Annotated in this window: 19 protein-coding genes; 13 read left to right on the top strand and 6 right to left on the bottom strand. The window is 67.8% G+C overall.

What is annotated here, in order from left to right; genetic code table 11:
- Position 1 precedes the first annotated feature (1 nt).
- On the top strand, positions 2 to 3,550 hold the full coding sequence (gene cydD / locus J2805_RS17460) for a thiol reductant ABC exporter subunit CydD (RefSeq protein ID WP_309978432.1): 3,549 nt from the start codon (positions 2 to 4) through the stop codon (positions 3,548 to 3,550).
- A gap of 9 nt (positions 3,551 to 3,559) precedes the next feature.
- Positions 3,560 to 4,609: a GNAT family N-acetyltransferase gene (locus J2805_RS17455; RefSeq protein ID WP_309978430.1), complete on the top strand. Its 1,050-nt coding sequence runs from the start codon at positions 3,560 to 3,562 to the stop codon at positions 4,607 to 4,609.
- A gap of 18 nt (positions 4,610 to 4,627) precedes the next feature.
- Here J2805_RS17455 and J2805_RS17450 read toward each other — a convergent pair whose 3' ends face one another.
- Entirely contained in the window at positions 4,628 to 5,146 is a 519-nt protein-coding gene (locus tag J2805_RS17450; RefSeq protein ID WP_309978429.1) for a DinB family protein, read from the bottom strand.
- A 9-nt stretch (positions 5,147 to 5,155) separates the two neighbouring features.
- Entirely contained in the window at positions 5,156 to 7,654 is a 2,499-nt protein-coding gene (locus J2805_RS17445) for a DNA gyrase/topoisomerase IV subunit A (protein ID WP_309978427.1), read from the bottom strand.
- A 53-nt stretch (positions 7,655 to 7,707) separates the two neighbouring features.
- Here J2805_RS17445 and J2805_RS17440 point away from each other — a divergent pair, with 53 nt between their 5' ends.
- The 4 genes from J2805_RS17440 to J2805_RS17425 all read left to right on the top strand — a co-directional run bounded on the left by J2805_RS17440 (position 7,708) and on the right by J2805_RS17425 (position 13,183).
- Complete coding sequence (locus J2805_RS17440; RefSeq protein ID WP_309978425.1) at positions 7,708 to 10,413, top strand: bifunctional acetate--CoA ligase family protein/GNAT family N-acetyltransferase; 2,706 nt, start codon at positions 7,708 to 7,710, stop codon at positions 10,411 to 10,413.
- A gap of 74 nt (positions 10,414 to 10,487) precedes the next feature.
- Positions 10,488 to 11,228 (top strand): DUF5998 family protein, encoded by a 741-nt coding sequence (locus tag J2805_RS17435; RefSeq protein ID WP_309978424.1) that lies wholly within the window; start codon positions 10,488 to 10,490, stop codon positions 11,226 to 11,228.
- Position 11,229: 1 nt separating this feature from the next.
- Complete coding sequence (locus J2805_RS17430; protein ID WP_309978422.1) at positions 11,230 to 12,468, top strand: alkaline phosphatase family protein; 1,239 nt, start codon at positions 11,230 to 11,232, stop codon at positions 12,466 to 12,468.
- Positions 12,461 to 13,183, top strand: coding sequence for a thymidine kinase (locus tag J2805_RS17425; protein WP_309978420.1), 723 nt, complete (start codon positions 12,461 to 12,463; stop codon positions 13,181 to 13,183). The genes J2805_RS17430 and J2805_RS17425 overlap by 8 nt, the downstream gene beginning before the upstream one ends.
- 57 nt (positions 13,184 to 13,240) lie before the next feature.
- On the opposite strand, the gene sepH is transcribed toward J2805_RS17425, so the two are convergent.
- On the bottom strand, positions 13,241 to 14,677 hold the full coding sequence (sepH, locus tag J2805_RS17420) for a septation protein SepH (protein WP_309978418.1): 1,437 nt from the start codon (positions 14,675 to 14,677) through the stop codon (positions 13,241 to 13,243).
- A gap of 379 nt (positions 14,678 to 15,056) precedes the next feature.
- Here sepH and J2805_RS17415 point away from each other — a divergent pair, with 379 nt between their 5' ends.
- A complete protein-coding gene (locus tag J2805_RS17415; RefSeq protein WP_309978416.1) occupies positions 15,057 to 15,356 on the top strand; it encodes a DUF4193 domain-containing protein in 300 nt (99 codons plus the stop codon).
- Between the two features lie 64 nt (positions 15,357 to 15,420).
- Here J2805_RS17415 and J2805_RS17410 read toward each other — a convergent pair whose 3' ends face one another.
- The gene (locus J2805_RS17410; RefSeq protein WP_309978414.1) at positions 15,421 to 15,909 is read right to left on the bottom strand and encodes a DUF3093 domain-containing protein; all 489 of its coding nucleotides are present in this window, start codon (positions 15,907 to 15,909) and stop codon (positions 15,421 to 15,423) included.
- 107 nt (positions 15,910 to 16,016) lie between these two features.
- Between J2805_RS17410 and dut the strand changes: the two genes are divergently transcribed.
- The 4 genes from dut to J2805_RS17390 all read left to right on the top strand — a co-directional run bounded on the left by dut (position 16,017) and on the right by J2805_RS17390 (position 18,521).
- Positions 16,017 to 16,547: a dUTP diphosphatase gene (gene dut, locus J2805_RS17405; RefSeq protein WP_309978413.1), complete on the top strand. Its 531-nt coding sequence runs from the start codon at positions 16,017 to 16,019 to the stop codon at positions 16,545 to 16,547.
- Between the two features lie 84 nt (positions 16,548 to 16,631).
- Positions 16,632 to 17,357 carry a DUF3710 domain-containing protein gene (locus J2805_RS17400; RefSeq protein ID WP_309978411.1) on the top strand — a complete coding sequence of 242 codons (726 nt, stop codon included), beginning with the start codon at positions 16,632 to 16,634 and terminating at the stop codon, positions 17,355 to 17,357.
- On the top strand, positions 17,350 to 17,742 hold the full coding sequence (locus J2805_RS17395; RefSeq protein ID WP_309978408.1) for a hypothetical protein: 393 nt from the start codon (positions 17,350 to 17,352) through the stop codon (positions 17,740 to 17,742). Before J2805_RS17400 ends, J2805_RS17395 begins: the two co-directional genes overlap by 8 nt.
- On the top strand, positions 17,739 to 18,521 hold the full coding sequence (locus J2805_RS17390; protein ID WP_309978406.1) for a DUF3159 domain-containing protein: 783 nt from the start codon (positions 17,739 to 17,741) through the stop codon (positions 18,519 to 18,521). The genes J2805_RS17395 and J2805_RS17390 overlap by 4 nt, the downstream gene beginning before the upstream one ends.
- A 65-nt stretch (positions 18,522 to 18,586) precedes the next feature.
- On the opposite strand, the gene J2805_RS17385 is transcribed toward J2805_RS17390, so the two are convergent.
- Together J2805_RS17385 and J2805_RS17380 are read right to left on the bottom strand one after the other, a co-directional pair.
- Positions 18,587 to 19,354, bottom strand: a complete 768-nt coding sequence (locus J2805_RS17385; protein WP_309978404.1) for a potassium channel family protein — start codon at positions 19,352 to 19,354, stop codon at positions 18,587 to 18,589.
- Positions 19,355 to 20,026, bottom strand: a complete 672-nt coding sequence (locus J2805_RS17380) for a potassium channel family protein (protein ID WP_309978402.1) — start codon at positions 20,024 to 20,026, stop codon at positions 19,355 to 19,357.
- A gap of 123 nt (positions 20,027 to 20,149) precedes the next feature.
- Here J2805_RS17380 and J2805_RS17375 point away from each other — a divergent pair, with 123 nt between their 5' ends.
- Both J2805_RS17375 and J2805_RS17370 read left to right on the top strand, forming a co-directional pair.
- A complete protein-coding gene (locus J2805_RS17375; RefSeq protein WP_309978400.1) occupies positions 20,150 to 22,126 on the top strand; it encodes an APC family permease in 1,977 nt (658 codons plus the stop codon).
- Complete coding sequence (locus J2805_RS17370) at positions 22,123 to 23,517, top strand: class I SAM-dependent RNA methyltransferase (protein ID WP_309978398.1); 1,395 nt, start codon at positions 22,123 to 22,125, stop codon at positions 23,515 to 23,517. The genes J2805_RS17375 and J2805_RS17370 overlap by 4 nt, the downstream gene beginning before the upstream one ends.
- Positions 23,518 to 23,617 lie beyond the last annotated feature (100 nt).

Below are 23,617 nucleotides of genomic sequence, written 5' to 3'. Positions count from 1 at the left end.
CGTGCGCCCACAGTTCCCGGCCGGACCGGCCACCCTCTCCGCCGTCTACCGGCTTGGGCTGCTCGCAGCACTCAAGGCGCTCTCGCTGGTCCTGATCGGGCAGGCCGTCGCCGCCATGCTGGCGGGCCTGCTCACCGGCGACCCATCCTGGCCTGACCAGCTGCCCTGGGGCCTTGCCGGGGTTGTCCTGAGATCGGTAACCGTCTGGTCCCAGGGCATCGCCGCGCGCCGGGCCGCCCTGGGCATCAAAGAGGAACTCCGGTCCGAGCTTCTGGCCCGTGCCCTGCGGAACGGGGCCCGCGGCACCGGCCCGGCCGACGGCGGCCTGGCCGTGCTGGCGACCCGCGGCCTGGATGCGCTGGACAGCTACTACACCCAGTTCCTCCCGGCGCTGGTGAACTGCGCGGCCATCCCGCTGCTGCTGGGCGCGCGCATCCTCTTCGCGGACTGGGTCAGCGCCGTGGTGCTAGTCCTGACTGTTCCGCTGGTCCCGTTGTTCATGGTGCTGATCGGACGGTACACCGAGGACCACGTCCGGGACGCCCAGGAAACCCTGACCAGGCTGTCAGCCCACATGCTTGAGCTGGCCAAGGGCCTGCCGGTCCTGGTGGGCCTGGGCCGCGCTACGGCGCAGCGCAAGGCCCTGGAAGAAATTTCGGAAGAATACCGCAGCAAAACCATGGGGACACTGCGGACCGCGTTCCTCTCCTCCCTGGCGCTGGAACTCATCGCCACCATCTCGGTAGCTGTGGTGGCAGTCTTCATCGGCGTTCGCCTGGTACACGGCGACATGGCCCTCGAAGCCGGCCTTCTTGCCCTGATCCTCGCCCCGGACTGCTACCTCCCGCTTCGCGAGCTGGGCACCGCCCACCACGCCAGCGACGACGGCCGCGTGGCCCTCGCCGAGACGACGAAGATCACCGACGCGCCCGAGCCGCGCCCGCTGCCGGGGGCCGACGCCTCTCCGGAGGCAGCAGCCCGGTCCGGCGCCGACGCGGCGGGAGTCAGTGTCACCGACCTGACCGTGACGTATGCCGGAAGGTCCGCCGCCGCCGTCGGGCCGCTGACGTTCACCGCCCCGCGGGGGCTCATCACCGCACTGGACGGCCCGAGCGGCGCCGGGAAGAGCACCGTCCTTGGTGTTTTGGCGGGAACGGTCGGCGACGGCGCCGGAGCTACGGTGACCGGACGCATCTCCGGCCTGGACCGGGACGGCCTCGCCTGGGTTCCGCAACACCCGGTGATGGTGGCTGACACCGTGCTCGAGGAAGTCCTGCTGTACGTCAACGGCGGACACCTCAACGGCGGGCACCTCAACGGCCGATCCGGACAGACCCTGCCCGGCGGCGCGGAAGCGGCCCGGAAGTGCCTGGCCGCAGCTGCCGCAGCGCACCTTGCCGGAAAGCACCCGGCCGAACTGAGCCCTGGCGAACTGCGGCGCGTAGCGCTCGCCCGCGGCCTGGCCCGGATCAGGGCAGGCGCCACCGTGCTCCTGCTCGATGAGCCCACCGCGCACCTGGACGGGGCCTCGTCGGCGCTGGTGCAGCAGTCAATCGCTGCACTCCGCGGGCAGGTCACTGTCATCCTGGTGGCCCACGACCAGCAGACCCGCCGGCTCGCAGATCACCTGGTGCCCGTGTCGGCCCCAGGAATCACCGCGGTATCTGAAGGGACGGCTCTTTCCGGGAAACCTGCCGCCTCCGGCGTCACCGCGGTTCCCGGGATCGCAGTACCTACCGGCGTCGGGAACGCCCCCGCCGCCGGTCCGAAATCGGGGCCGGCAGGCTTGGCGGACCGGCCGTCCGGTGCCACTTCCCGGCTCCTGGCGGGCCTCCTCTCGCCCGTGGCCAGGGGGTTCGCCGGTGCCGCGGCGGTGGGCACATTCGCCGTCCTCTTTGCCGTCGCCCTGTCAGGGATGTCCGGCTGGCTCATCATCAGGGCGGCCGAACAGCCGCCCATCCTGTACCTGCTGACCGCCATCGTCGGAGTGCGGTTCTTCGGGATCGGGCGCGCCGTGCTGCGCTACTGGGAACGGCTCCTGCTGCACGACGCCGTGTTCGCTGCCCTCACCCGCCTCCGCGGCCGGCTCTGGGAGTCGCTGAGCCGGAAGGCACTCTCGCTCCGCCGGCTCCTTCAGGGCGGCAATGTCCTGGGCACGGTGATTGACGACGTCGACACCGTCCGGGACCTGCTGCCACGCGTTGTCCTGCCGCCCCTGACGGCCGTCGCCGTGGGCACCGCGGCGCTGATAACCACCGGGCTCGTGGCTCCTGCCGCGCTGCCGGCCGTCGCCGCTGCCGCCGTCGTGAGCCTGATCGTGGCGCCGGCGGCCGCCCTCCGGGGGGACCGCAGCTCCGCCACCGCGGAACAGAACCTGAGGTCCGGGGTCCTGCGGCGCACCTCCGCGGCCCTGGACGCCCGCGCCGAGTTGCACGCCAATGGCGTAGCCGGCACCGTGCTCGAGGAGCTGCGTGCCGAGGATCGCGCGGCCACCAGGGCTTCACAGCGTTCCGCCTGGGCAGAAGGCCTGGGCCAGGCCATCACCACCGCAGCCTGCGGAACTGCGGCCCTGGCCAGTGCCGTCCTCATGGCTCCCGAGGTGCTGGCCGGAACCTTGGAGCCCGCCATCGCAGCGGTTATTGTCCTGCTGCTGCTGGCGCTCGTGGAACCGTACGCGGCGATGACGACGGCGGTCCGCCAGTACCCCGCACTCCGCTCCGTCCTGCGGCGGGTTGCGGAGTCCGGCGTGCTCACGGACGGCGGCCCTAAAACCGGCGGCGACGAGGGCCTGCAGCCTGTCCCTGCCCGTCCCGGCGGTGCCGCCGGTGTCGAGCTGGACAATGCCGGCGCAGCATGGCCCGGCGGCGGGCCCGTCTTTTCTGGCCTGTCGGCTTCAGCCGGACCGGGCACCTGGCTGGCTGTCACCGGCCCGTCCGGTGCAGGCAAATCCACATTGCTCTCCGTGCTCCTGGGCTTCCTTCCCGCCGCGGCCGGCCGGGCCGCCGTGACCGGAAGGGCTGCGTGGTGCCCGCAGGAAGCGCACCTGTTCGATTCCACCATCCGCGGCAACCTCATCCTCGGCCGGCCCGAGGGCAAGGCCGGCGACGCCGAACAGGAAATGGCCTACGTCCTGGCAGCCGTCGGACTCACTGCGCTGGTGTCCCGGCTGCCAGCCGGACTCGACACCCGAATCGGGCCCGCCGGCGCGTTCCTGAGCGGCGGAGAACGCCAGCGGCTCGCGGTGGCAAGGACGCTCATGACCGGTGCCGACGTGATCCTGCTGGACGAGCCCACCGCGCACCTCGACGCCCAGGCGGGCAGGGAAATGCTCGCTGACCTGCGCAAGGGGCTCGCGGGGCGGACCGTGGTGCTCGTGACCCACAATCCCGACGACATAGACGCAGCCGACCGCCGGCTGGACCTCGCCGCGGCTACCGGTCCGGTGGCTGGCGCACGCAGTGCGGGCGGAGATTCCGGTTTCGGTGATGAGGACGCCGCGCCGGCCACCGGAACCGGACCGGTTCTGGCGCGGGGCGGGGCCGGCAGCTAGCCTGTTGCCATGCTGAACGACGACGCCCTTGCGCCCGGATCCTGGCGGAAAGCCCTGGCGGAACCGGGCCTGGAATGGCGTGCCGCGGCCGAGCCTGACCTTGATGCGTGGGCTGCCCTGATCGCCCGGACCGCCGAGGTGGAAAAGCCGGTCTGGTTTGAGCGGGTGGCCGACCTCGAACAGATCCTGCAGTCGAAGAAGAACCCTCCCGCTACCCACACCCTCCTGGTGCTGGACAGCCAGTCCGTTCCCCGCGCCTATGCCCGCCTTACCAAGAACAGGGAGGGCGACAAGGCTTACGGCTTCGGCTGCGTCGACCCGGCCTGGCAGCGCCGGGGGATCGGCACGGCGCTGCTCGGCTGGCTCAGCGAGCGGACCGTCGAGCGCTTCCGGGAAGACAGCGGCCCTGCCGGCGACCGGCCTGACGGCCAGCGCCCCGTGCCGCGGCTGCGCGTCCACATGGAGCAGCAGCACGAACACCAGCAGCAGCTGCTCCGCAACGCCGGGTTCCAGGTGGTGCGGTACTTCAACGAGATGCACCGCCGCCTGGGCGGCGAACCCCTCCCCGAAGTGCGGCTCGCCGACGGGCTGGACCTGGTGACCATGCGCCCGGAGCTCAGCGAGGAGGTCCGGCTGGCACACAACGCCGCCTTCCGCGACCACTGGGGAAGCGAGCCCCGGGATGAGGAGTCCTGGGGATTCACGGTCAATGATCCGCAGGCGAGGCCGGACCTGAGCGCCGTGGTCCTGGACCGCAGCTCCGGACTCGTGACGGGCTACCAGCTGGCCACCCACGACCCGGACAGCGCAGTGTCCCGGGGCTACAGCGAGGGATACACGGACCTGCTGGGAGTGCGCCCTGAGTATCGCGGCCGCGGCATCGCCCAGGCACTGCTCGCTGATGCCATGCGGCGTTTCGTGGCTGCAGGCATGGACCGGGCGTCCCTGGACGTTGATTCAGAGAATCCCACCGGTGCGCTCGCACTGTACGAAAAGATGGGCTACGCCGCCGTGAACAGAAGCCTGGCCTGGGACAAGGAACTGCCTGCGCGGAGCTGACCTGGCCGGCAGCGAAACTCAGGCGTCGACGTCGTGAAGGTGGTGGACGACGTCGTGCAGGAAATACTGCGCGAGGGTCATCACCGTGAACTCCGAACCGTTGCTCCGGAGGCCTTTGCGGCCCCACTCGTCCTCGTGCACGCCGGCGAAGGACTCCGCGACCTGTTCGCCCTCGGCCGTCAGTTCGGCACTCACGACGGCGGGGTCGGCGTTGGCGTAGTCCTTCTCCACCGCGGTTTTGTCCTGGTCCCAGTCCTCGAACCGGGCGTTCTCCTCGCTGAGCATGAGGTTGAGCCGGAGGTCGAAGAGGCTGAAAACGTCACGGACATGGGACGCATACTCCAGCACGGACCACGTGGCGTCATCCGGACGTTCCGCCACATCGGGCCGGCGGAGCGCGGCCCGCCAGCGGGGAAGCATGTTGGACACGCTCCCGGGAACCGTGGCCGGAGTGACCGTTGACGCGTCGAAGCCGCATTCGGGGCAGGGCCGGGTGAGCACCCAGGTCCAGTCCTTTTCGTCGGGGATGATAGGCATTCCCGTAGTCTAAGCCCAGCTCAGGCTGGGCCCAATCGCTTCCACTGCCTGTGAGAGCGGGATGCCCGACCCGTCCCGGCGGCCGTGCTCCTGCGGAAGCGACCGCGCTACCCCTGCAAGGGACGACGCCTTGGCAGGGCCGTGTCCGGCCCAGGCGATGAGGAGCGTGTCTTCTCCCTTGAGGAAGCGGTGGGCCCGGACGCCCGCCGTCGCCCGGCCCTTGGCCGGATACTCGGCGAACGCCGTCACTTTGCCCGCGCCGGGAGCGGTGCCCGGCAGGGCGCCGTCGGTTCCGGAGACGGTCACCACGACGGCGGCGTCGTCGCCCGGCGCGACCGTTCCGAAGAACAGGACCTGGTCCCCGGCGGCGAGCTTGATGCCGGCCATGCCGCCCGCTGTGCGGCCCTGCGGGCGGACGCTGCCGGCGGCGAAGCGCAGCAACTGGGCCTGCCGGGTCAGGAACACGAGGTCGACGTCGTCGGCCCCGGCAGGTTCGATGCCCACCACGGTGTCTTTGTCCTTGAGGGCAATGACTTCCCAGTCCTCGCGGTTGAGGGGATAGTCAGGCTGGACGCGTTTGACGATGCCCTGCGCCGTGCCGATCGCCAGGACCGTGTCCAGCGGCGCGAAGGCCACCAGCGTTTCGCCCTTCAGGAGCGTGATGAAGTCCTTGGCGGGCACTCCGCCGGCCAGGTTGGGAAGCCCTGACATTGGCGGCAGGACGGGCATGTCCATGACCTGGAGGCGCAGCATCCTGCCCAAGGACGTGACAGCTGCGATCTCGCCGCGCGCCGAGGTTTTGACCACGGACCGGAAGACGTCATGCTTGGACCGCGGTCCGGCCTCGGCGAGGGGCTCCTGGTTGGACGTACGGGCTATCTGGCCGCTGGCGCTCAGGATGGCCCAGCACGGGTCATCGGCGATCTCCAGCGCGAGCGGGGCGGCTTTGCCCTTGCCGCCGGGCGCAGCCGCCAGGGCGGCCACGGTGGGGGAGACCGCCTCGGACTCGAGCAGGACGGTCCGGCGGGGTGTGCCGTACTTTTCGGCGATCTCCGCCAGTTCGTCGGAGACCAGTTCGCGCAGGCGCTGGTCCGAAGCCAGGATGGCTTCCAGTTCGGCGATCTCGAGCTTCAGCTGGTCCTGCTCTTTTTCGAGTTCGATCCGGGAATACTTGGTCAGCTGGCGCAGCCGGAGTTCCAGGATGTAGTTCGCCTGGATTTCGGTGAGGTCGTAGATGGACATCAGGCGTTCCCGGGCGGCGGCCACCTCGTCCGAGGACCGGATGATCTGGATCACCTCGTCGATGTCGACGATGGCGATCAGGAGGCCTTCCACGAGGTGCAGGCGGTCCTTCTTCTTTTCCAGCCGGAACGCGGTGCGGCGCCGCACCACGTTGATGCGATGGTCAACATAGACGGACAGCAGCTGCACCAGGCCCAGCGTCTGCGGCTGCCCGTCCACCAGGGTCACGTTGTTGATGCCGAAGGAATCTTCCATGGGCGAGTAGCGGTAGAGCTGCTGGAGCACGGCGTTGGGGTTGAAGCCGTTCTTCAGCTCGATGACCAGGCGGAGTCCGTGTTTGCGGTCCGTGAGGTCCACAATGTCGCTGATGCCCGTCAGCTTCTTGCCGTTGACGGCGTCCTTGATCTTCTCGATCACCTTTTCCGGGCCCACCATGTAGGGGAGTTCGGTGACCACCAGGCCGGTGCGGCGGGCGGACAGCTGCTCCACTTCCACCTTGGCGCGGGTCTTGAACGAGCCGCGGCCGGTGGCGTACGCGTCGCGGATGCCGTCCAGGCCCACGATCCGCCCGCCCGTGGGCAGGTCCGGGCCGGGGACGAACCGCATGATGTCCTCAAGCGTGGCGTCCGGGTTGGCGATCAGGTGCCGGGCGGCGGAGATGACCTCCACCAGGTTGTGCGGGGCCATGTTGGTGGCCATGCCGACGGCGATGCCGGTGGCGCCGTTGACCAGCAGGTTGGGAAACGCGGCGGGGAGCACATCCGGCTGGGTCAGCTGGTTGTCGTAGTTGGGGACGAAGTCCACCACGTCCTCGTCCAGGTGGTCCGTCAGCGTCAGGGCAGCCGCCGCCAGGCGAGCCTCCGTGTACCGCGGTGCCGCCGGGCCGTCGTCGAGCGAGCCGAAGTTGCCGTGGCCGTCGATCAGCGGCAGCCGCAGCGAAAAGTCCTGCGCCATGCGGACCATGGCGTCATAGATCGCCGTATCGCCGTGCGGGTGCAGCTTGCCCATGACTTCGCCCACCACACGGGCGCTCTTCACGTGGCCGCGGTCCGGGCGCAGGCCCATCTCGCTCATCATGTAGAGGATGCGCCGCTGCACCGGTTTCAGGCCGTCACGGGCGTCCGGGAGGGCCCGTGAATAGATGACCGAATATGCGTACTCGAGGAACGAGCCTTCCATTTCCGACGTGACGTCGATATCAACGATGTTCTCGGTGTAGTCCTGGACGGCGTCCCCTGCCGGGGCGGAACTTTGGCGGCGGGCCATGGGGCTGGTGGATCCTTAACGGTTTACTGGGGAGTTTTAGCTAGGCTAAGCCTATGGTGGATCAGCCCGGGGACGGCGTATATCCGGAATATTGGGAAGCCGATGTCGTTCTGCGGGACGGCGGGACGGCTCATTTGCGTCCCATCCACCCCTCGGATTCCGACGCCGTGCAGGCTTTCCACACCGGCCAGTCGCAGACGTCCATCTACATGCGGTTCTTCGCCTTCAAGGCGCGGCTCTCCAGCAAGGAGCTGAAGCGCTTCACGGAGGTGGACTACAAAGACCGGGTGGCGCTGGTGATCACCATCGGCGGGGAAATCCTGGGCATCGGCCGCTACGACCGGCTGGCCGATCCCGAAGAAGCCGAAGTTGCCTTCAATATAGCCGACGCCCACCAGGGCCGCGGCATCGGGTCCATCCTGCTGGAGCACCTGGCCGCCGCCGCCCGCGAAAACGGCATCCGCAAATTCAGCGCGGAAGTGCTCCCGGAAAACCGCAAGATGCTGATGGTCTTCTCCGACGCCGGGTACGACGTCAAACGGCATTTCGACGACGGCGTGGTCAGCCTGGAATTCAATATCGACCCGACGGAGAAGTCCCGGGCAGTGATGGAAGCGCGCGAGCACCGTGCGGAGGCACGCAGCATCCAGGAGCTGCTGGCGCCGTCCTCGGTGGCCGTGATCGGTGCCAGCCGCAAATGGGGCACCGTCGGTTACCAGCTGCTCGAACACATCATTGAAGGCGGCTTCACCGGCCCCGTCTACGCCATCAATCCCGAAGCCCTTGAACTCGCCGGAATGCTGTCCTTCGCCCGGCTCGCCGAGGTCCCCGACCCCGTCCGCCTGGCCGTCATCGCCGTTCCGTATGAGGAAGTCCCCAAGGTGGTGGCAGAATGCGCGGCCGTCGGAGTCAAGGGCGTTGTGGTCGCCACTGCAGGGTACGCCGACGACGGCGAACGCGGGCTGGCACGGCAGCGCGAGCTGGTCCGGCAGGCCCGGTCGAACGGGATGCGCGTGATCGGCCCGGCGTCCCTCGGCATCGTCAATACCAATCCGGCGGTGTCATTGAACGCGTCCATGGCACCGAGCCTGCCGCGCCGCGGCGGCCTGGGCCTGTTCAGCCAATCCGCGGCCATCGGAGTATCCCTCTACGCCGCCTCCAGCCGGCGCCGGCTGGGGCTCTCCACTTTCCTCTCCGCAGGCAACCGCGCGGACGTTTCCGGCAACGACATGATGCAGTTCTGGGAAGACGACGCCGACACCACCGCCGTGGGGCTCTACCTGGAATCCATCGGCAACCCGCGCAAGTTTTCCCGCCTGGCACGGCGTCTGGCCCGCACCAAGCCCGTCATTGTCGCGAAGTCGGACGCCATGGGGCTGCAGCTGCCGCCGGGGCACGCCGTGCGCACCACCCAGGCGCCTCCCGGTGCACTCGACGCCATGATGCGCCAGTCAGGTGTCATCCGGGTGGAAACCATTGAACAGCTTATGGATGTCGCCCAGATCGTCTCCGGCCAGCCCCTCCCCACAGGGGCGGACATTGCGGTGTTCAGTAACTCGCGGGCCCTCGGCAAAGTGGTGGCGGATTCCGCCGCCGCGAACGGGCTGGGGGTTGAACGGATCGTCACGGATGTGGATCTCGACGCCGGCATGTCCCTCGCGCTGCCGGCCCTCCGCGAGAGCCTGGCCCGGACCCTCGCTTCGGACTCCGTCCACGCCGTCGTGGTGGCACTGCTCCCGGCACGAGGCCTCACCGTAGAGAAAATCGCGGGTGTCCTGGCGGAGTGCTCGGCGGCGGCAGGGAAACCGGTGGTCGCCGCCTTCACCGGGATCCTCGACCCGTCCATCTACGTTGAGGGCATGGTCGGTGCAGAGGCGGTCGGTGCCGAATCCGCAAACGGATCAGTGCCCTGCTACTCCAACCCGGGCGCTGCCGTCGCCGCGCTCGCCGCTGTGGTGCGGTACGCCGAGTGGGTGGACCGCGACAAGGGCCTGTTCGTGGAGCCTGAAGGCTGCGACCAGGAGAGCGTCAGGGATGAACTGGAGGAACTGCTCCACGATGTCCCGGGTGAGCAGCTGGTGCAGCTCGACGCGGCGACCTCGGCCAAGCTGCTGGCCCATTACGGCATCCACGTGGTTCCCTCTGAAGGCTTCGATACACCTGATGAGGCAGTGGCGGCAGCGGACCGACTGGGCTGGCCGGTGGTGCTCAAGACCATGGACCCCGCGCTGCGCCACAGGCTGGATCTTGGCGGCGTGCGGCTGGACATCCAGGACGCTGATTCGCTGCGGCGGAACATCATCCAGATGCACCGCGCCCTGAGGCCGTACGGCTCGCCGTCCATGGAAGTACAGACCATGGCACCGGTGGGGCAGGCCTGCACGTTCCGGGCCATTGAGGACCCGCTGCTGGGTCCCGTGGTGTCCTTCGGGCTGGCCGGGGACGCCGTGAACCTGCTGGAGGACTGGTCCCACCGGGTTCCGCCGCTGTCCGGCGCCGACGTGCACGACTTCATCCGTGCGCCGAGGGCGGCCCGGAAACTGTTCGGCTACCAAGGGCTGCCGGCCGTGGATGTGGCGGCACTGGAGGACCTTGCCGCGCGGCTGACCAGGCTGAAGGACAACCACCCCGAAATTGCGCTGGTGGAGTTCAACCCTGTGCTGGCCGGCCCCGGGGGCGCATCGATCCTGTCCGCCGACGTCCGGATCGCGAACGCGGCCCAGCGGACCGACAGCGCTCGCAGGGCAATGCGGAGCTAGCGGTCCGCTGCCGCTGGGCCGGGCTGCCGGACACACAGTTAGCAAGTGCCCAGCCGATCTGTGAAAATGGGGTAATGACCCAGCCTCCCACGTCGAAGCCGCAAGCACCCCGCTCCGGTCACCAGGCCGCCCACAGCCACAGCACACACGACCACGGTGCCCAGGGGCAGAGCCTCGAAGGGGCGCTCCAGCAGGCTGGCTTCTACCCCCGGCTGGTCGCCGATGTTGTTGACGATGCCCTCGACGGCCGCGACTGCATGGCGCACCTGGTGCACCTGGAAACCCACTTCGACCGCGCCGAAGTCCGCCGGCACATCACCGTGCTGGTGCTGACGGATGACATGCTGGTCATTGCCCACGTTGACGACCAGCAGCTGGACGAGGCCGGGGAACAGATCGTCGCCCAGATCTCCACCGAGTCCGTGCCCGTGGCGCAGATCCGCTCCGTGGTGCTGAGCTACATGTATGCCCAGCCGCAGAACTACAAGCCGTCCGATCCCGTCCGGGAACTGACCCTTTCCATTGCCTGGTCCGGCGGCCAGCGGCTGGACATGGGTCCGGCCAGCTGCGGTGATCCGCAGTGCGAAGCTGACCACGGCTACAGCGGCACCATCGCCCAGGAAGACATTGTGCTGCGCATCAGCGCCGAAGCTGACGGCCTGCAGGCCGTGCAGGACGCGAAACTGTTCGCCCGGGCGTTGCGCGCGGTCAACACCGGCTCGGCCGCGCCCGTACTGCACAGCGGCCCCGTGGCCGCGCCGCGTCCCCGCACCGGCGTGTTCGGAAACCGCCTCAGCCGCGGGCACCAGCGCTGAGATGACGCCCGAAAATTACCCCGAACAGTCAGTTATAGCCGTTCCCGAAGGTACCCCTGCGCCGTCGCCGTTGCCCCCGGCGCCCGCCTTCGGCCAGCGGTCCATCGCGGAGGTCCTCACGAGTGCTGCAGCCAGCCTCGGCATCGAGGGTTTTGAAAACAGGCTGAACCTGCCGGCGGCCAAGAGGGTATGCGTTGTCCTCGCTGACGGCCTGGGCCGCAGCCTGCTGAAACAGAAATCGGCGCACACGCCCTTCCTTCGGTCGGTAATGCAACAGGGCCAGGGAGCCGTCCCGGTGGCACTGGACTCCGCCTTTCCCTCCACGACTGCGTCCTCCCTCGCCAGCTTCGGCACAGGGCTCCCCGCCGGTCAGCACGGCATGGTGGGCTACGACGTCCTGGACCCCGGACAGGACAAAGTGGTCAACATGCTGGGCAACTGGGACCCCGGTGTGGACCCCCGTGAGTGGCAGCCGTTTCCCACCGTCTTCGAGCGGGCCTCCGCCCACACGGACGTCAGCACCATCAGCCTTCCCCAATTCGGCGCGTCACCCATGACGCAGGCTGCGTTGCGGGGCGGCCGCTTTATCGCCGCCAGCACGCCGCATGCAAGGACTGCCGCAGCGGCAGAAGCCATGCTTGGCGCGGAAAGCTCCCTCATGTACTTCTACGTCAATGACCTGGACAAGGCCGGGCACCGCTACGGCTGCCAGTCGGCGCAGTGGGAACACCAGCTAGAGGAACTGGACGCCACCGTAGGGCGCCTCAACGCAGCCCTTCCGCCGGGCACCACGGTCCTGCTGACGGCGGACCACGGCATGCTCGACGTCCCTGAATCCCAGCGTTTCGACTACTCCGCGGAGCCTGCCCTGATCGCCGGGGTACGGCACACAGCGGGGGAGCCCCGCATGGTGCACCTGTACCTTGAGCCCGGAGCAGGGGAGCAGCACCGTGCCCGGCTGATCGATGCATGGCGGGCGAGGTTTGGTGACAGGATCTGGGCCTTCACCAGGGAAGAGGCCGTGTCCGCCGGGCTGTTCGGCGAAGTCCGGCCGGAGGTCAGCCTGCGGATCGGGGACGTGATGATCGCTGCCCGTGATGCCCTGGCGTTCTATGACACCCGCCGGGTCCGCCCCACCGCCCTGGAGGTGGTGGGACAGCACGGCTCACTGACCAAAGCGGAGCGTGAAGTTCCGCTGCTGTTTTTCCAGGCCCAGGGCAGAAAGGGAGCGCGTGGCTGAACTCGTCTTCTTCTCGGGCACCATGGACTGCGGCAAATCCACCCTTGCCCTGCAGATGGACCACAACCACCGGGCCCGGGGACGCGGCGGTGTCCGCTTCAGCCGCAACGACCGCGCCGGCGACGCGCGGATCTCCAGCCGCCTCGGACTGGAAACGGACTGCGTGGAGGTCCTGGACACCACCGACTTCTGGGACGAGGTGATCGAGCGCCGGACCCGCGGCCTCCGCGTGGACTACCTCATCTGCGATGAAGCCCAGTTCTACTCGCCGTCCCAAGTGGAGCAGCTGGCCCGCGTTGTGGATGAGATCGACGTCGACGTCTTTGCGTTTGGCATCAGCGCGGACTTCCGCACCCGGCTGTTCCCGGGATCCCAGCGGCTCATTGAGCTCGCGGACCGTGTCCAGGTCCTGCAGGTGGAAGCGCTGTGCTGGTGCGGACGCCGCGCCACCCATAACGCCCGCACGGTGGACGGCGTGATGGTGACCGAAGGCGCGCAGGTCGTGGTGGGCGACGTGGATATGGCCGGAGACCAGACTGCAGCCGGCGCGGCAGGCCACACGCCTGTAGTGGGGTACGAAACCCTGTGCCGGCGGCATTTTATGCGGCGGGTCACGGCCCACGGCGCCAACGTCATGGCCCAGCAGGACCAGTTGCTGCCGTTCGAGGTGGATGCCTGCCTGTGGCGCGGCTCAGGGGAAACCCGCCGCAGCTGACCCGCTGCTGCAACGGCTAACAGTGCTGCAGCGGCGGACAGTTCAGTCGCGGGCGCTTCAGTCGCCGCGGGCGCCGAAGACTATTTCATCCCAGCTGGGCACGCTGGAGCGCTTGGGCTTCGACGGCTGCCGTTCGGGCTGCTCAACCTCCCGGTCACTCCTGGTCACGGACGGAGCCTCGTCCCGGCCACGCTTGGGGCCCCCGCCGCCAAGCAGCTCATCCAGGCCCACATTCGGAGCTGATTCGCGGTTCCAGCCGGACTGGCGGACAGGAGCCGTTTCCCGGACCGGCGTGGGTTCAGGCCCGGCCGCGGTTTCACTGTGCACGCCGGCGTCGGGTGCCGCAGCAGCCGTGCCGGAATCCGCCGCGGCTGCCTCGTCCGGATCCGTGACCGGGCGCAGCGGGGACGCTACGATCGTGATTTCGCGGGTCTCCGTGCTGACGCCGTCGTGAAGTTTCAGCCGGTCGTCGTCATTTTCGGTGTGCTGCGGTGCCAGGCTCAGGCGAGACAGCATGGACACACGGCCCTCGCGTTTCCGGGTAAACGAATCTCCTTTGGCGGCCGGAGCCTCGGCGTCCTCGGCGCTGTGCGCGCCGGTTTCGCTGTCGTCGGCCTCGGGCTCCGGCGCAACTTCAGCCGGCCGGGGGTGGGCCGCGGGAACACCGTTGGTGAGCAGCATGGCCAGTGCGTCGTCGCCGTCTTCGTCCACACCCAGCCGCTGGCCGCGGCGTGAGCGCAGCATATCGAGCAGTCCGTCGGAATCCTTGCCGGACTGTCCCGACGCCGTCCGGGCGGCAGCCGCCTCGGCATCCGTTTCAAAATCGAAGGGGCGGTCTGAAACTGCTGAGAGACGGCGGGCAGGCACCGGTCCGTCCAGCGGCTCGAGCTCGCTCAGCTGTTGGGCCCAGCGGTTGGCGTTCTGCAGCGACTTCCGGGCGGGACTGAAGGTCCACATGGCCGGAGGCTCCTCGCCGATGCTGGCGTGCCCGCCGGGTTTGGTCTCGAAGCGGGCTACCACTGTCCAGGTTCCGTCCGGGCGCCGCCAGGAGTCCCACTCCACGGTTGAGGACTCGATGCCGTGGGCCGTCAGGCGGTGCGCCACCATGTCGCCGAGCGTGGCCGGGCTGTCGCCGAAGGCGGAGCGGTAAACGTCATGCCCGGGGGCAGGGGAAGCCACCTCGATCTTCCGGGCCTGCTGGGCCACGTACTCGCGTTCGGCGAGGACAGGGCCTTCGTAGCGCTGGACCTTGGCCAGCGGAATGCCGGAGAGCTCGGCAACCTCGGCGGCCGTGGCCCCGCTTCTGATGCGCGCCTGGATATCCCGGGGGGACATCGCGACGGGCGCAGCAATAGCGGCACCCCTTGCCGGAGAGCGGCTGGCCGCGAGCCGGAGAGCTTCGTCGATCGGCAGCTGGAACATCTCGCCACCGGTGCCGCTCAACAGGAGATGCTCTCCGTCGTCGTGGACGCCTACAAGCCGTAGATCCTGCATACAAATCCTCCACCCTGGCATTACTGACATTCGAAACTCTGCCACCCGGCAGTGGTTTTTCCGGGGAGGGGAGAGGGCGCGCCGCGATATTCCGCGACTTTCCGGGCGATCCTGTCCGGCCGGCCCGCCTTCGGCCGCGCTCCCGCGGGCCTCCTCCGGGAGCCAATCGGGCCTCAGCCGGGAATCAGCCGGAAAAACTCTCGCTTTCACGGTCCGCTTAGGGAAAGATGGGCGCCTAAGTCGGGCACAAAACCGGGCAATCCAGTGTTTACCTCGGTGAACCGGACCAGGGGACAGCCGAAGGGTGCCAATGCCCGGGAGGCGGGGTCACCAGTATCCGGCGATCCAACCGAACAAGGCGGAGTGTGAGCAGGAAATAATGGCGACAGACTATGATGCGCCGCGGAAATCAGAAGAGGACCTGAACGAAGATTCCATTGAGGAATTGAAGACGCGGCGCACGGACAAGCCAACGGCAGTGGTGGATGAAGACGAATCCGACCTGGCCGAAGGCTATGAGCTCCCGGGTGCTGACCTGTCCGGTGAGGAACTGCAGGTCCGCGTCCTGCCGGCCCAGGCTGATGAATTCACCTGCTCGTCATGCTTCCTTGTCCGTCACCGCTCGCAGATTGCGCGCGAAAAGAACGGGCTGTTCTTCTGTAAGGACTGCGAAGGCTGATCTGTACCTGGCGAAGGCTGAGGGGGCCGGCGGACGCCGTCCGGGAACTGCCCGCGGGCTGCCCTCACGTGTGGGTGAGGGCGGCTGTCAGTTGTGCGGGCCGGCGCGTGGACGTCAGCCAGTAGGGAGTGGGATCGGAAGGATCCGTGATTTCGATCCGGACCACCGGGTCCACCCAGCCGCGGATGCAGAGATAGGCCAGTCCGTTCAGGCGGGGGCCGCGTTCTGCCGTGGCCTCCTTGCCGCTGAACTGCGCCACCGCTCCGACGTAACGCCGCTCGATGGTGGCCCGCCCAACCTGGAGTGTGTCCGCGGTTACGGTGATGGACGGGGTGGACAGGATGAGCAGGACCGCGATGATGACGAACAGCACAACTGCCGCCGTAACGCCGGCCCCCATGCTGATCGGAGCGAACACCAGGATGCCGGCGCCGGACAGCCCGGCCGCCACCAGCCAGATCCACAGGTTGGGGTGGAGTTTCTCGCTGTAAAGAACGGTTGTTCCGCGGGGTGTGCTGTTGGGGGCAGGCACAGCTGCACTAGATTCCGGCATAGGCCCAGCTTTCCACTTTTTCCGGGGTATTTCACCTTGGCTTCGGAGCCGGCCGCGGCCCGCAGCGGCTAGGCCCGGGGCCGCAACGGGCGTTAGAGTGAATGACTGTGACTGAAGAAACTGCAGCCGTGAGTACTTTGCCGCTTAACTCCCCTGAAGGCAGCGCCGACGCCTACGGATCGCCTACACTGGCGGTCCAGCTGAAAATGCTCGACGCCGGCCTCGAAGCCCCCTCCTACGCCCACCCCGGCGATGCCGGAGCGGACCTCCGTGCGCGCGAGGACGTGGTCCTGGAACCGGGTGAGCGCCGGCTGGTACCCACCGGGGTTTCGATTGCCTTGCCCAACGGCTACGTGGCCCTCATCCACCCGCGCTCCGGGCTCGCCACCAAGCACGGCCTGACAGTCGTCAACGCCCCGGGAACGGTCGACGCAGGATACCGCGGCGAGATCGCCGTGACCTTGCTGAACACGGACCGCGACAAGACCATTGAGCTGCGGCGCGGCGATAGAATTGCACAGATGGTTATTCAACGCGTGGAGTACGCGCAGTTTGTGGCCGTTACGGAATTGAGCGACTCGGTCCGAGGCGACGGCGGCTTCGGTTCCACCGGCGGATTCGCAGTACCGCAGGCCTAGCCCCAGGCGCTGCCGGTGCTGCATGACTTACCGCGCTGCCCAGGTGGCACGGCGGGACCAGATCACAACTAAGGAGATAACCCGATGGTTTTTGGGCGTGGCAAAAAGGCCAAGAAGGACCAGGCAGCAGAGCCCGGGGAAACCCTCGAGACTGCAGACCCTGATTCCGCGGACAGCGCGGACCGGGAAGCCGGCACCGGGCGGGAAGCCACCGGGCCTTTCGACGTCTCGGAGATCGACAGCACCAACGGTTACGTAGACCTCGGTGCCCTCCTGATTGCACCCACTGAAGGACTCCAGCTGCGCCTCGAGGTTGAGGAAGCCACGCAGCGGGTTGTCGCGGTCACCATGGACCTCGACGGTTCAAGCCTGCAGCTCCAGGCCTTTGCCGCCCCGCGCAGCGAGGGACTCTGGGACGAAATCCGTGAACAGATCGGACAGTCCGTAGGCAGCCAGGGCGGCCAGGTCGAAGAAGTCCCCGGCGCCTTCGGCACCGAGCTGGTGGCGAAGCTTCCGTCAGGCACGGGCGACGGCGCGGGGGGCTACCGCGTAGCCCGCTTCATCGGCGTCGACGGTCCCCGCTGGTTCCTCCGCGGCGTACTGGGCGGCGAAGCTGCCATCAACCGCGACGCCGCCGCCAACCTTGAAGCCCTGTTTCGGCAGATCGTGGTGGTCCGGGGCGAGAGCCCGATGCCGCCGCGTGACCTCCTCCAGCTTCGCCTGCCGAAGGATTCGGCACCGCAGGCGCCGCAGGGCGCACCGGATTTCCAGCAGCCCGAGCGCGGACCGGAGATCACCCAGATTGGCTGACCCGGCCAGCGAATTTCCGCAGCCCGAACTTTCCATCAGTGGATTGCCGGACCGCGGACGGGTGCTGTGCCGCGGCTTTATTGAATCCGTGACATACGTTCCGGCCACACAGGTGGCCTCGTTCACCGCGATCGTCACCGACCATGATGTCCCGGGTAGCAAGGGCGGCGTGCCCCCGGCCGCCGCGGAACCGGCGACGGCGCGGAAACCGGGGGGACCGGGCCGTCGGGACCGCCTGCGGGTCGTGTGGCTCGGCCGCCGGCGCGTTCCCGGCGTGGACCCCGGCTGCGAGCTTCGCCTGGAAGGCATGCTGACCTTTCGCGACGGGCTGCCCACCATGTTCAACCCCCGCTACGAAATACTGTCCCGCCAGGAGAACCAATGACGCCGTCCGAGAACCCGGATCCCGCAGCCGGGCCTGCCGCGCCCGAACCGGTCAAACCCCGGTCCACGCCGGAGACGCCTTCAATGGCCGGCTTCGCCGAAGACTACGCGGTCAAGGCCGGGCTGCACCGCACAAAGGACGGCAGCATTGACGTTCTCAAGAGCGCAGGCGGTGTGCAGGGCGTCGCCGAGAGCATTGTGCCCGGCCTCATGTTCCTCGTGGCCTTCACCATCACCCGGGAGCTGACGCTCTCGCTGGTTGCTGCACTGGCGGCCGCGGCCGTCTTCACCGTGGCACGGCTTATCCAGCGGCGTCCGCTGACCCAGGCACTCGCCGGGATCGCCGGAGTCGGAATTTCCGCCTGGCTGGCCAACACCACCGGCAAGGCAGAGGACTTCTATGTCCTCGGGTTCCTCACGAACGCCGCCTATATTGCGGGGATGGTCATCTCCATAGCGCTCCGTTGGCCCATTGCCGGACTGCTGTTCGGCTTCATCCGGAACGAGGGCCTGGACTGGCGCAAGGATCCCGTCCGCGTCCGGGCCTACCGCCTTGGCACGTGGGTGATCGTGGCCGTCCTGGCGCTGCGGCTGCTGGTCCAGGTGCCGCTGTACCTCCTCGGCGAGCAGGGCCTGGCCGGCCTCGCCACCACGCGCCTCATCATGGGTGCCCCGCTGTACATCCTGGGCATCTGGGTCGCATGGCTCATCACCAAGCCCGTGGCATCGTCGGCGCAGCCGGATGAGCCGGCGCAGCCCGGTCCTCCCTCACAGCACTAGCCGCAAAACCAGCCCGAGCACTAGCTGTACTGACCCGGCAGGTTGATGACACCGGGTCAGCACAACTAGCCGTCGAAGCCGTCGTCCTCAGGAGCCTGCTGCCCGGGCTGTTCGGCGGCATCCGGGTGCTCGTCGTCTGAGCCAGGAGTGCGGCTGGATTCGGTGTCCTGCTGCTGTTCGGGGGACAGCAGGGCCCGGAGACCGTCTTCGGCGGCGATCGTGGTGACGAAAAACAGTTCGTCACCGCCGTCGATCACATCGTCCCGGCTGGGCGTGATGGGAGCCTGGTCCCGGAGGATCGCAACGAGCGTGGAGTCTTCGGGCCAGTCGATGCCTCCCACGGTGAGCCCGATGACGTGGGAGTCGTGCGGCACCGTGAATTCCACCAGGGACGAAACCCCCGTCTGCAGGGTGAGCAGCCGGACGAGGTCCCCGATTTCCACCGCTTCCTCAACGAGGGCGGTCATGAGCTGCGGGGTGTTGACGGCGACGTCGACTCCCCACGAATCATTGAACATCCAGTCGTTCTTGGGGTTGTTGACGCGTCCGACCGTGCGTCCGACGCCGAACTCTGTCTTCGCCAGCAGCGACACCACCAGGTTGACCTTGTCGTCTCCCGTGGCCGAAACCACAACCTCGGCGTCTTCGAGCTTGGCATCCTGGAGCGTGCTCAGCTCGCAGGCGTCCCCGACCAGCCAGTGCGCGCCGCGGAGCCCGCTGCGTCCGATGACTTCCGGCTTCAGGTCGATGAGCAGGATCTCGTGCTTGTGTGCCAGAAGCTCACGGGCGATCGAGGAACCCACGCTGCCTGCCCCGACGATGACGACTTTCACTTACTGCTCCTTCGGGGGTTCTTTGGCAAGGATGTGGCCGACTTCGGCGCTCCGGTCCACGCGCAGCATGGCATGGACCGTATCGCCCTCCTGGTAGGACGTGCCGGCCCCGGGGAGCATTCCCTCGCCGAACCGGGTCAGGTAGGCAATGCGGATACCGGCCACCTTTTCGATTTCGGACACGGCGTGGCCGATCCAGGACGGGTCGACGTCGATTTCAGCGAGGACCAGGCGGCCCGAGGGCTCACGGAAGTCGCCCGCGAGGTGCTGCTCGGGCAGGATCCGGCGCAGCACCTGGTCGGCGCTCCATCGCACCGCAGCAACCGTGGGAATGCCCAGGCGCTGGTAGATTTCGGCCCGGCCGGGGTCATAGATCCTGGCGACGACGTGGGGGACATGGAAGGTCTCGCGGGCCACCCGGGTGGCCAGGATGTTGGAGTTGTCCCCGCTGGACACCGCGGCGAAGGCATAGGCCTCGCCCACGCCTGCCTGCTTCAGGGTTTCCCGGTCGAACCCGACTCCCGTCACCTTGCGGCCGGAGAATCCGGTGCGGAGCCTGCGGAAGGCGCGGTCGTCCTGGTCGATGATGGCCACCGAGTGGCCTGCGTCCTCGAGGGTGTGCGCCAGTGTTGCTCCCACGCGTCCACAACCCATGATCACGAAGTGCGCCACCCGTGCCTCCTCAGTCCCTTGTCCCGTTGCTGCGTACGACTCTACCGGCCCGCCGGGCCCCCCACGGAGGCAGCCTGCGGAGGCCGTCATGACATCGCGTCCGAATCAGACTAGCTTTGTGGAGTGCTGACAATATTGAATGCCGTGAAGCGGGTGCTGGTGGGGAGGCCCTTCCGGAACGACCGGCTGGCCCACACCCTGCTACCAAAGCGGATCGCGCTTCCGGTCTTCGCCTCAGACGCACTGTCCTCGGTGGCCTACGCGCCGGATGAAATCCTGCTGACCCTGGCACTGGCAGGCGTGAGCGCCGTGGCGTTTTCCCCGTGGGTTGGCCTCGCCGTCATGGTGGTTTTGCTCACGGTGGTGGCGTCCTACCGCCAGAATGTGCACGCCTACCCGTCCGGCGGCGGCGACTATGAAATCGCCAACGTCAACCTGGGCAAGCACGCCGGCCTGACAGTCGCGTCTGCCCTCCTGGTGGACTACGTGCTCACCGTCGCCGTCTCGATGTCATCGGCCGCGACCTACCTCACCACCGCAGTCCCCGCACTCCATGGCCAGCAGGCGCTCATCGCCACCGTGGGCGTGGTCATCCTTGCCCTCGTGAACCTGCGGGGGATCAAGGAAGCCGGCAGCGTCTTCGCGGTCCCCACGTACATCTTCATGGCGTCCATCCTCGGCATGACGGCCGTCGGCATCTTCCAGGCGGTGACCGGCCAGCTCGGCGAGGCTCCGTCTGCGGACTTCACGATTGTGCCGGCGGCCGGGTTCGATGAGGGCCTGGTGGGGCTGGCCGGAGCCTTCCTGCTGCTCCGGGCATTCTCCTCCGGTGCCGCCGCCCTGACCGGCGTGGAAGCCATCAGCAATGGCGTCCCCAATTTCCAGAAACCCAAGAGCAAGAACGCGGCAACCACACTCCTCCTGCTGGGGCTCATCGCTTCCGCCATGCTTGCCGGCATCATCTACCTGGCGAATGCCACCAGGGTGCACATTGTGCTGGACCCGGCCACCGAATTCCTGGTCAACGGCCTGCCCCTCCCGGAGGGCTACATCCAGAGCCCGGCCATCAGCCAGATAGCCCAGACCATCTTCGGCCCCGGCTCGCTGTTGTTCTACGTAGTGGTGGCCGCCACCGGCGTCATCCTGGTTTTTGCCTCCAACACCGCTTTCAACGGCTTCCCGGTCCTCGGATCCATCCTGGCGCAGGACGGCTACCTGCCGCGCCAGCTGCGCACCCGCGGTGACCGGCTGGCGTTCAGCAACGGCGTCCTGGCCCTTGCCGCCGGTGCCCTGGTGCTCATCCTGTCGTTCAACGCCGACGTCACCAGGCTCATCCAGCTGTACATCGTGGGTGTCTTCATCTCGTTCACGGCAAGCCAGCTCGGCATGGTCAGGCACTGGGGCCGTGAACTGAAGCTGGCACGGGACAGGACCGTTCGCCGCCGCATGCTCAAGTCGCGGACCATCAACATGATCGGGTTCGGCATGACCGCCCTGGTCCTCACCATCGTGCTGATCACCAAGTTTGAGCAGGGAGCCTGGATCGCGCTGCTGGCGATGTTCGTGCTGTTCCTCATCATGTGGAGCATCCGCGCGCACTACGACAACGTAGCCAAGGAACTTGCCGTGGACGAGGATTCCTCGCCGCGCGCACTGCCGTCCCGGGTCCACGCCGTGCTGCTGGTGTCCCACGTCCGCAAGCCCGTACTCCGGGCGCTGGCCTACGCCCGCGCGTCGCGGCCGTCGCGGCTGGACGCCATCACGGTGGACATCAACGCGGAGGAAACCGCCCATACGCTTGCCGACTGGGAAAAACTGGAAATTCCGGTGCCGCTGACCGTCCTCGCCAGCCCGTACCGGGAAACCGTGACTCCCATCATGGAGTACGTGAAGAACATGCGCCGGGATTCGCCCCGGGACCTCATCGTCGTCTACATCCCCGAGTACGTGGTGGGTAAATGGTGGGAACAACTGGTCCACAACCAGACCGCCCTGCGTATCAAGACCCGTCTCCACTTCGAGCCGGGAGTCATGGTGGCCAGCGTGCCCTGGCAGCTGAAGTCGTCCGAAGAAGCCAAGAAACTGCAGGATATCCAATGAACCCCGAGACCCAGACCCGCACCAACGCCGAACTCGTGGTAGATATCGGACCCATAGCCCACGGCGGGCACTGCGTTGCCCGCCACGAAGGCCGCGTGGTGTTTGTCCGCCACGCCATCCCCGGCGAAAAAGTCCGGATCCGCCTAACGGACGCCGGCGAGGACTCGAAGTTCTGGCGTGCCGACGTCGTGGAAGTACTCGACGCCTCTCCCGAGCGGGTGCCCCATTTCTGGCACCTGGCAGATTCCCTCCGGTCGTGGTCCCACGGCCACACGCCGGTGGGCGGTGCAGAGCTGGGCCACGTGGCACTCGAGCACCAGCGAAGCCTCAAGGCTGCCGTCCTGGCCGAACAGCTGAAGCGGCTCGCCGGCGTCGAACATCCCGCGGTGTGGGCGGACCCCGCGGGGCGGGAGAACATTGTTGAACCGGTGGGCGAAGCTGCCGGGGAAGCGGCCGCAGGCACTGCGGACACCCCGGGCCTGGGCTGGCGTACCAGGGCAAGCTTTGCCGTGACGTCCGGCGGCAGGCTGGGCATGCACGCCCACCGTTCCGACCAGGTCATTGCCGTCCGTGAGATGCCGCTGGCCGTGGCCGGCATCAACGACCTCCGGCTGTGGGACATCGACCTCCAAGGCATTGAACGCGTGGAAGTGGCCGCTCCCGCCAACGGATCGCGCCCGCTGGTGCTGCTGGCCCCGGCTGCAGGCACCCGGGCGAAGCGCCTCAGCGCCATCATCGCGCAGCTCCCGGCCGACGTCTCGGTGGCCAGCTTTGATCCCGCCAAGGGCGAGGCGCTCCAGCTGCGCGGGCGAACCTGGGTGCAGGAATCGGCAGCTGGCCACGAATACCGGGTCACGGGGGATGGCTTCTGGCAGATCCACCGGGACGCACCGGACACCCTCGTCGGGGCGGTCAAGGACTTCCTGCACGACGGCGGGTACCTCGAGCCGGGCGCCGTGGTGGCGGACCTGTACGCCGGAGCCGGGCTGTTCACGGCCGCGCTGGCAGACGCCGTCGGCGTCACCGGATCCGTGCTGTCCGTTGAGGGTTCCCCCGGAACCAGCCGGGATGCCCGGAAGAACCTGCACGGTGCGTCCCAGGTGGAGATCGTGCAGGGACGGGTGGAACGCGTGCTGCGCCAAAAGCCACGCAACTTCGACGCCCTGGTGCTCGACCCGCCCCGGGTGGGTGCGGGCAAGGCTGTGGTAAGCCAGCTGATGGCGGCCGGTCCGCGGGCCATCGCCTACGTCTCCTGCGACCCGGCGTCCTTCGCCCGTGATCTGGGGTACTTCCAGCAGGGCGGCTGGTCACTTGCAGGGCTGCGGGCGTTTGACCTGTATCCGCATACCCACCACATGGAGACAGTGGCGTTGCTGACGCCCCCGGCCTGATGTGACTAGGATGGGCGTAGTAGTCCCACGTCGCGCGCCGAATTCCCGGCTGACCCCATGCTCTTTTGTATGACCTTGCACTAATTAGGATGGCCTAACT

This window comes from Arthrobacter oryzae, from assembly GCF_031454875.1.
GTDB lineage: Bacteria > Actinomycetota > Actinomycetes > Actinomycetales > Micrococcaceae > Arthrobacter > Arthrobacter oryzae_D.
This window is presented reverse-complemented; position numbering and strand designations above follow the sequence as displayed.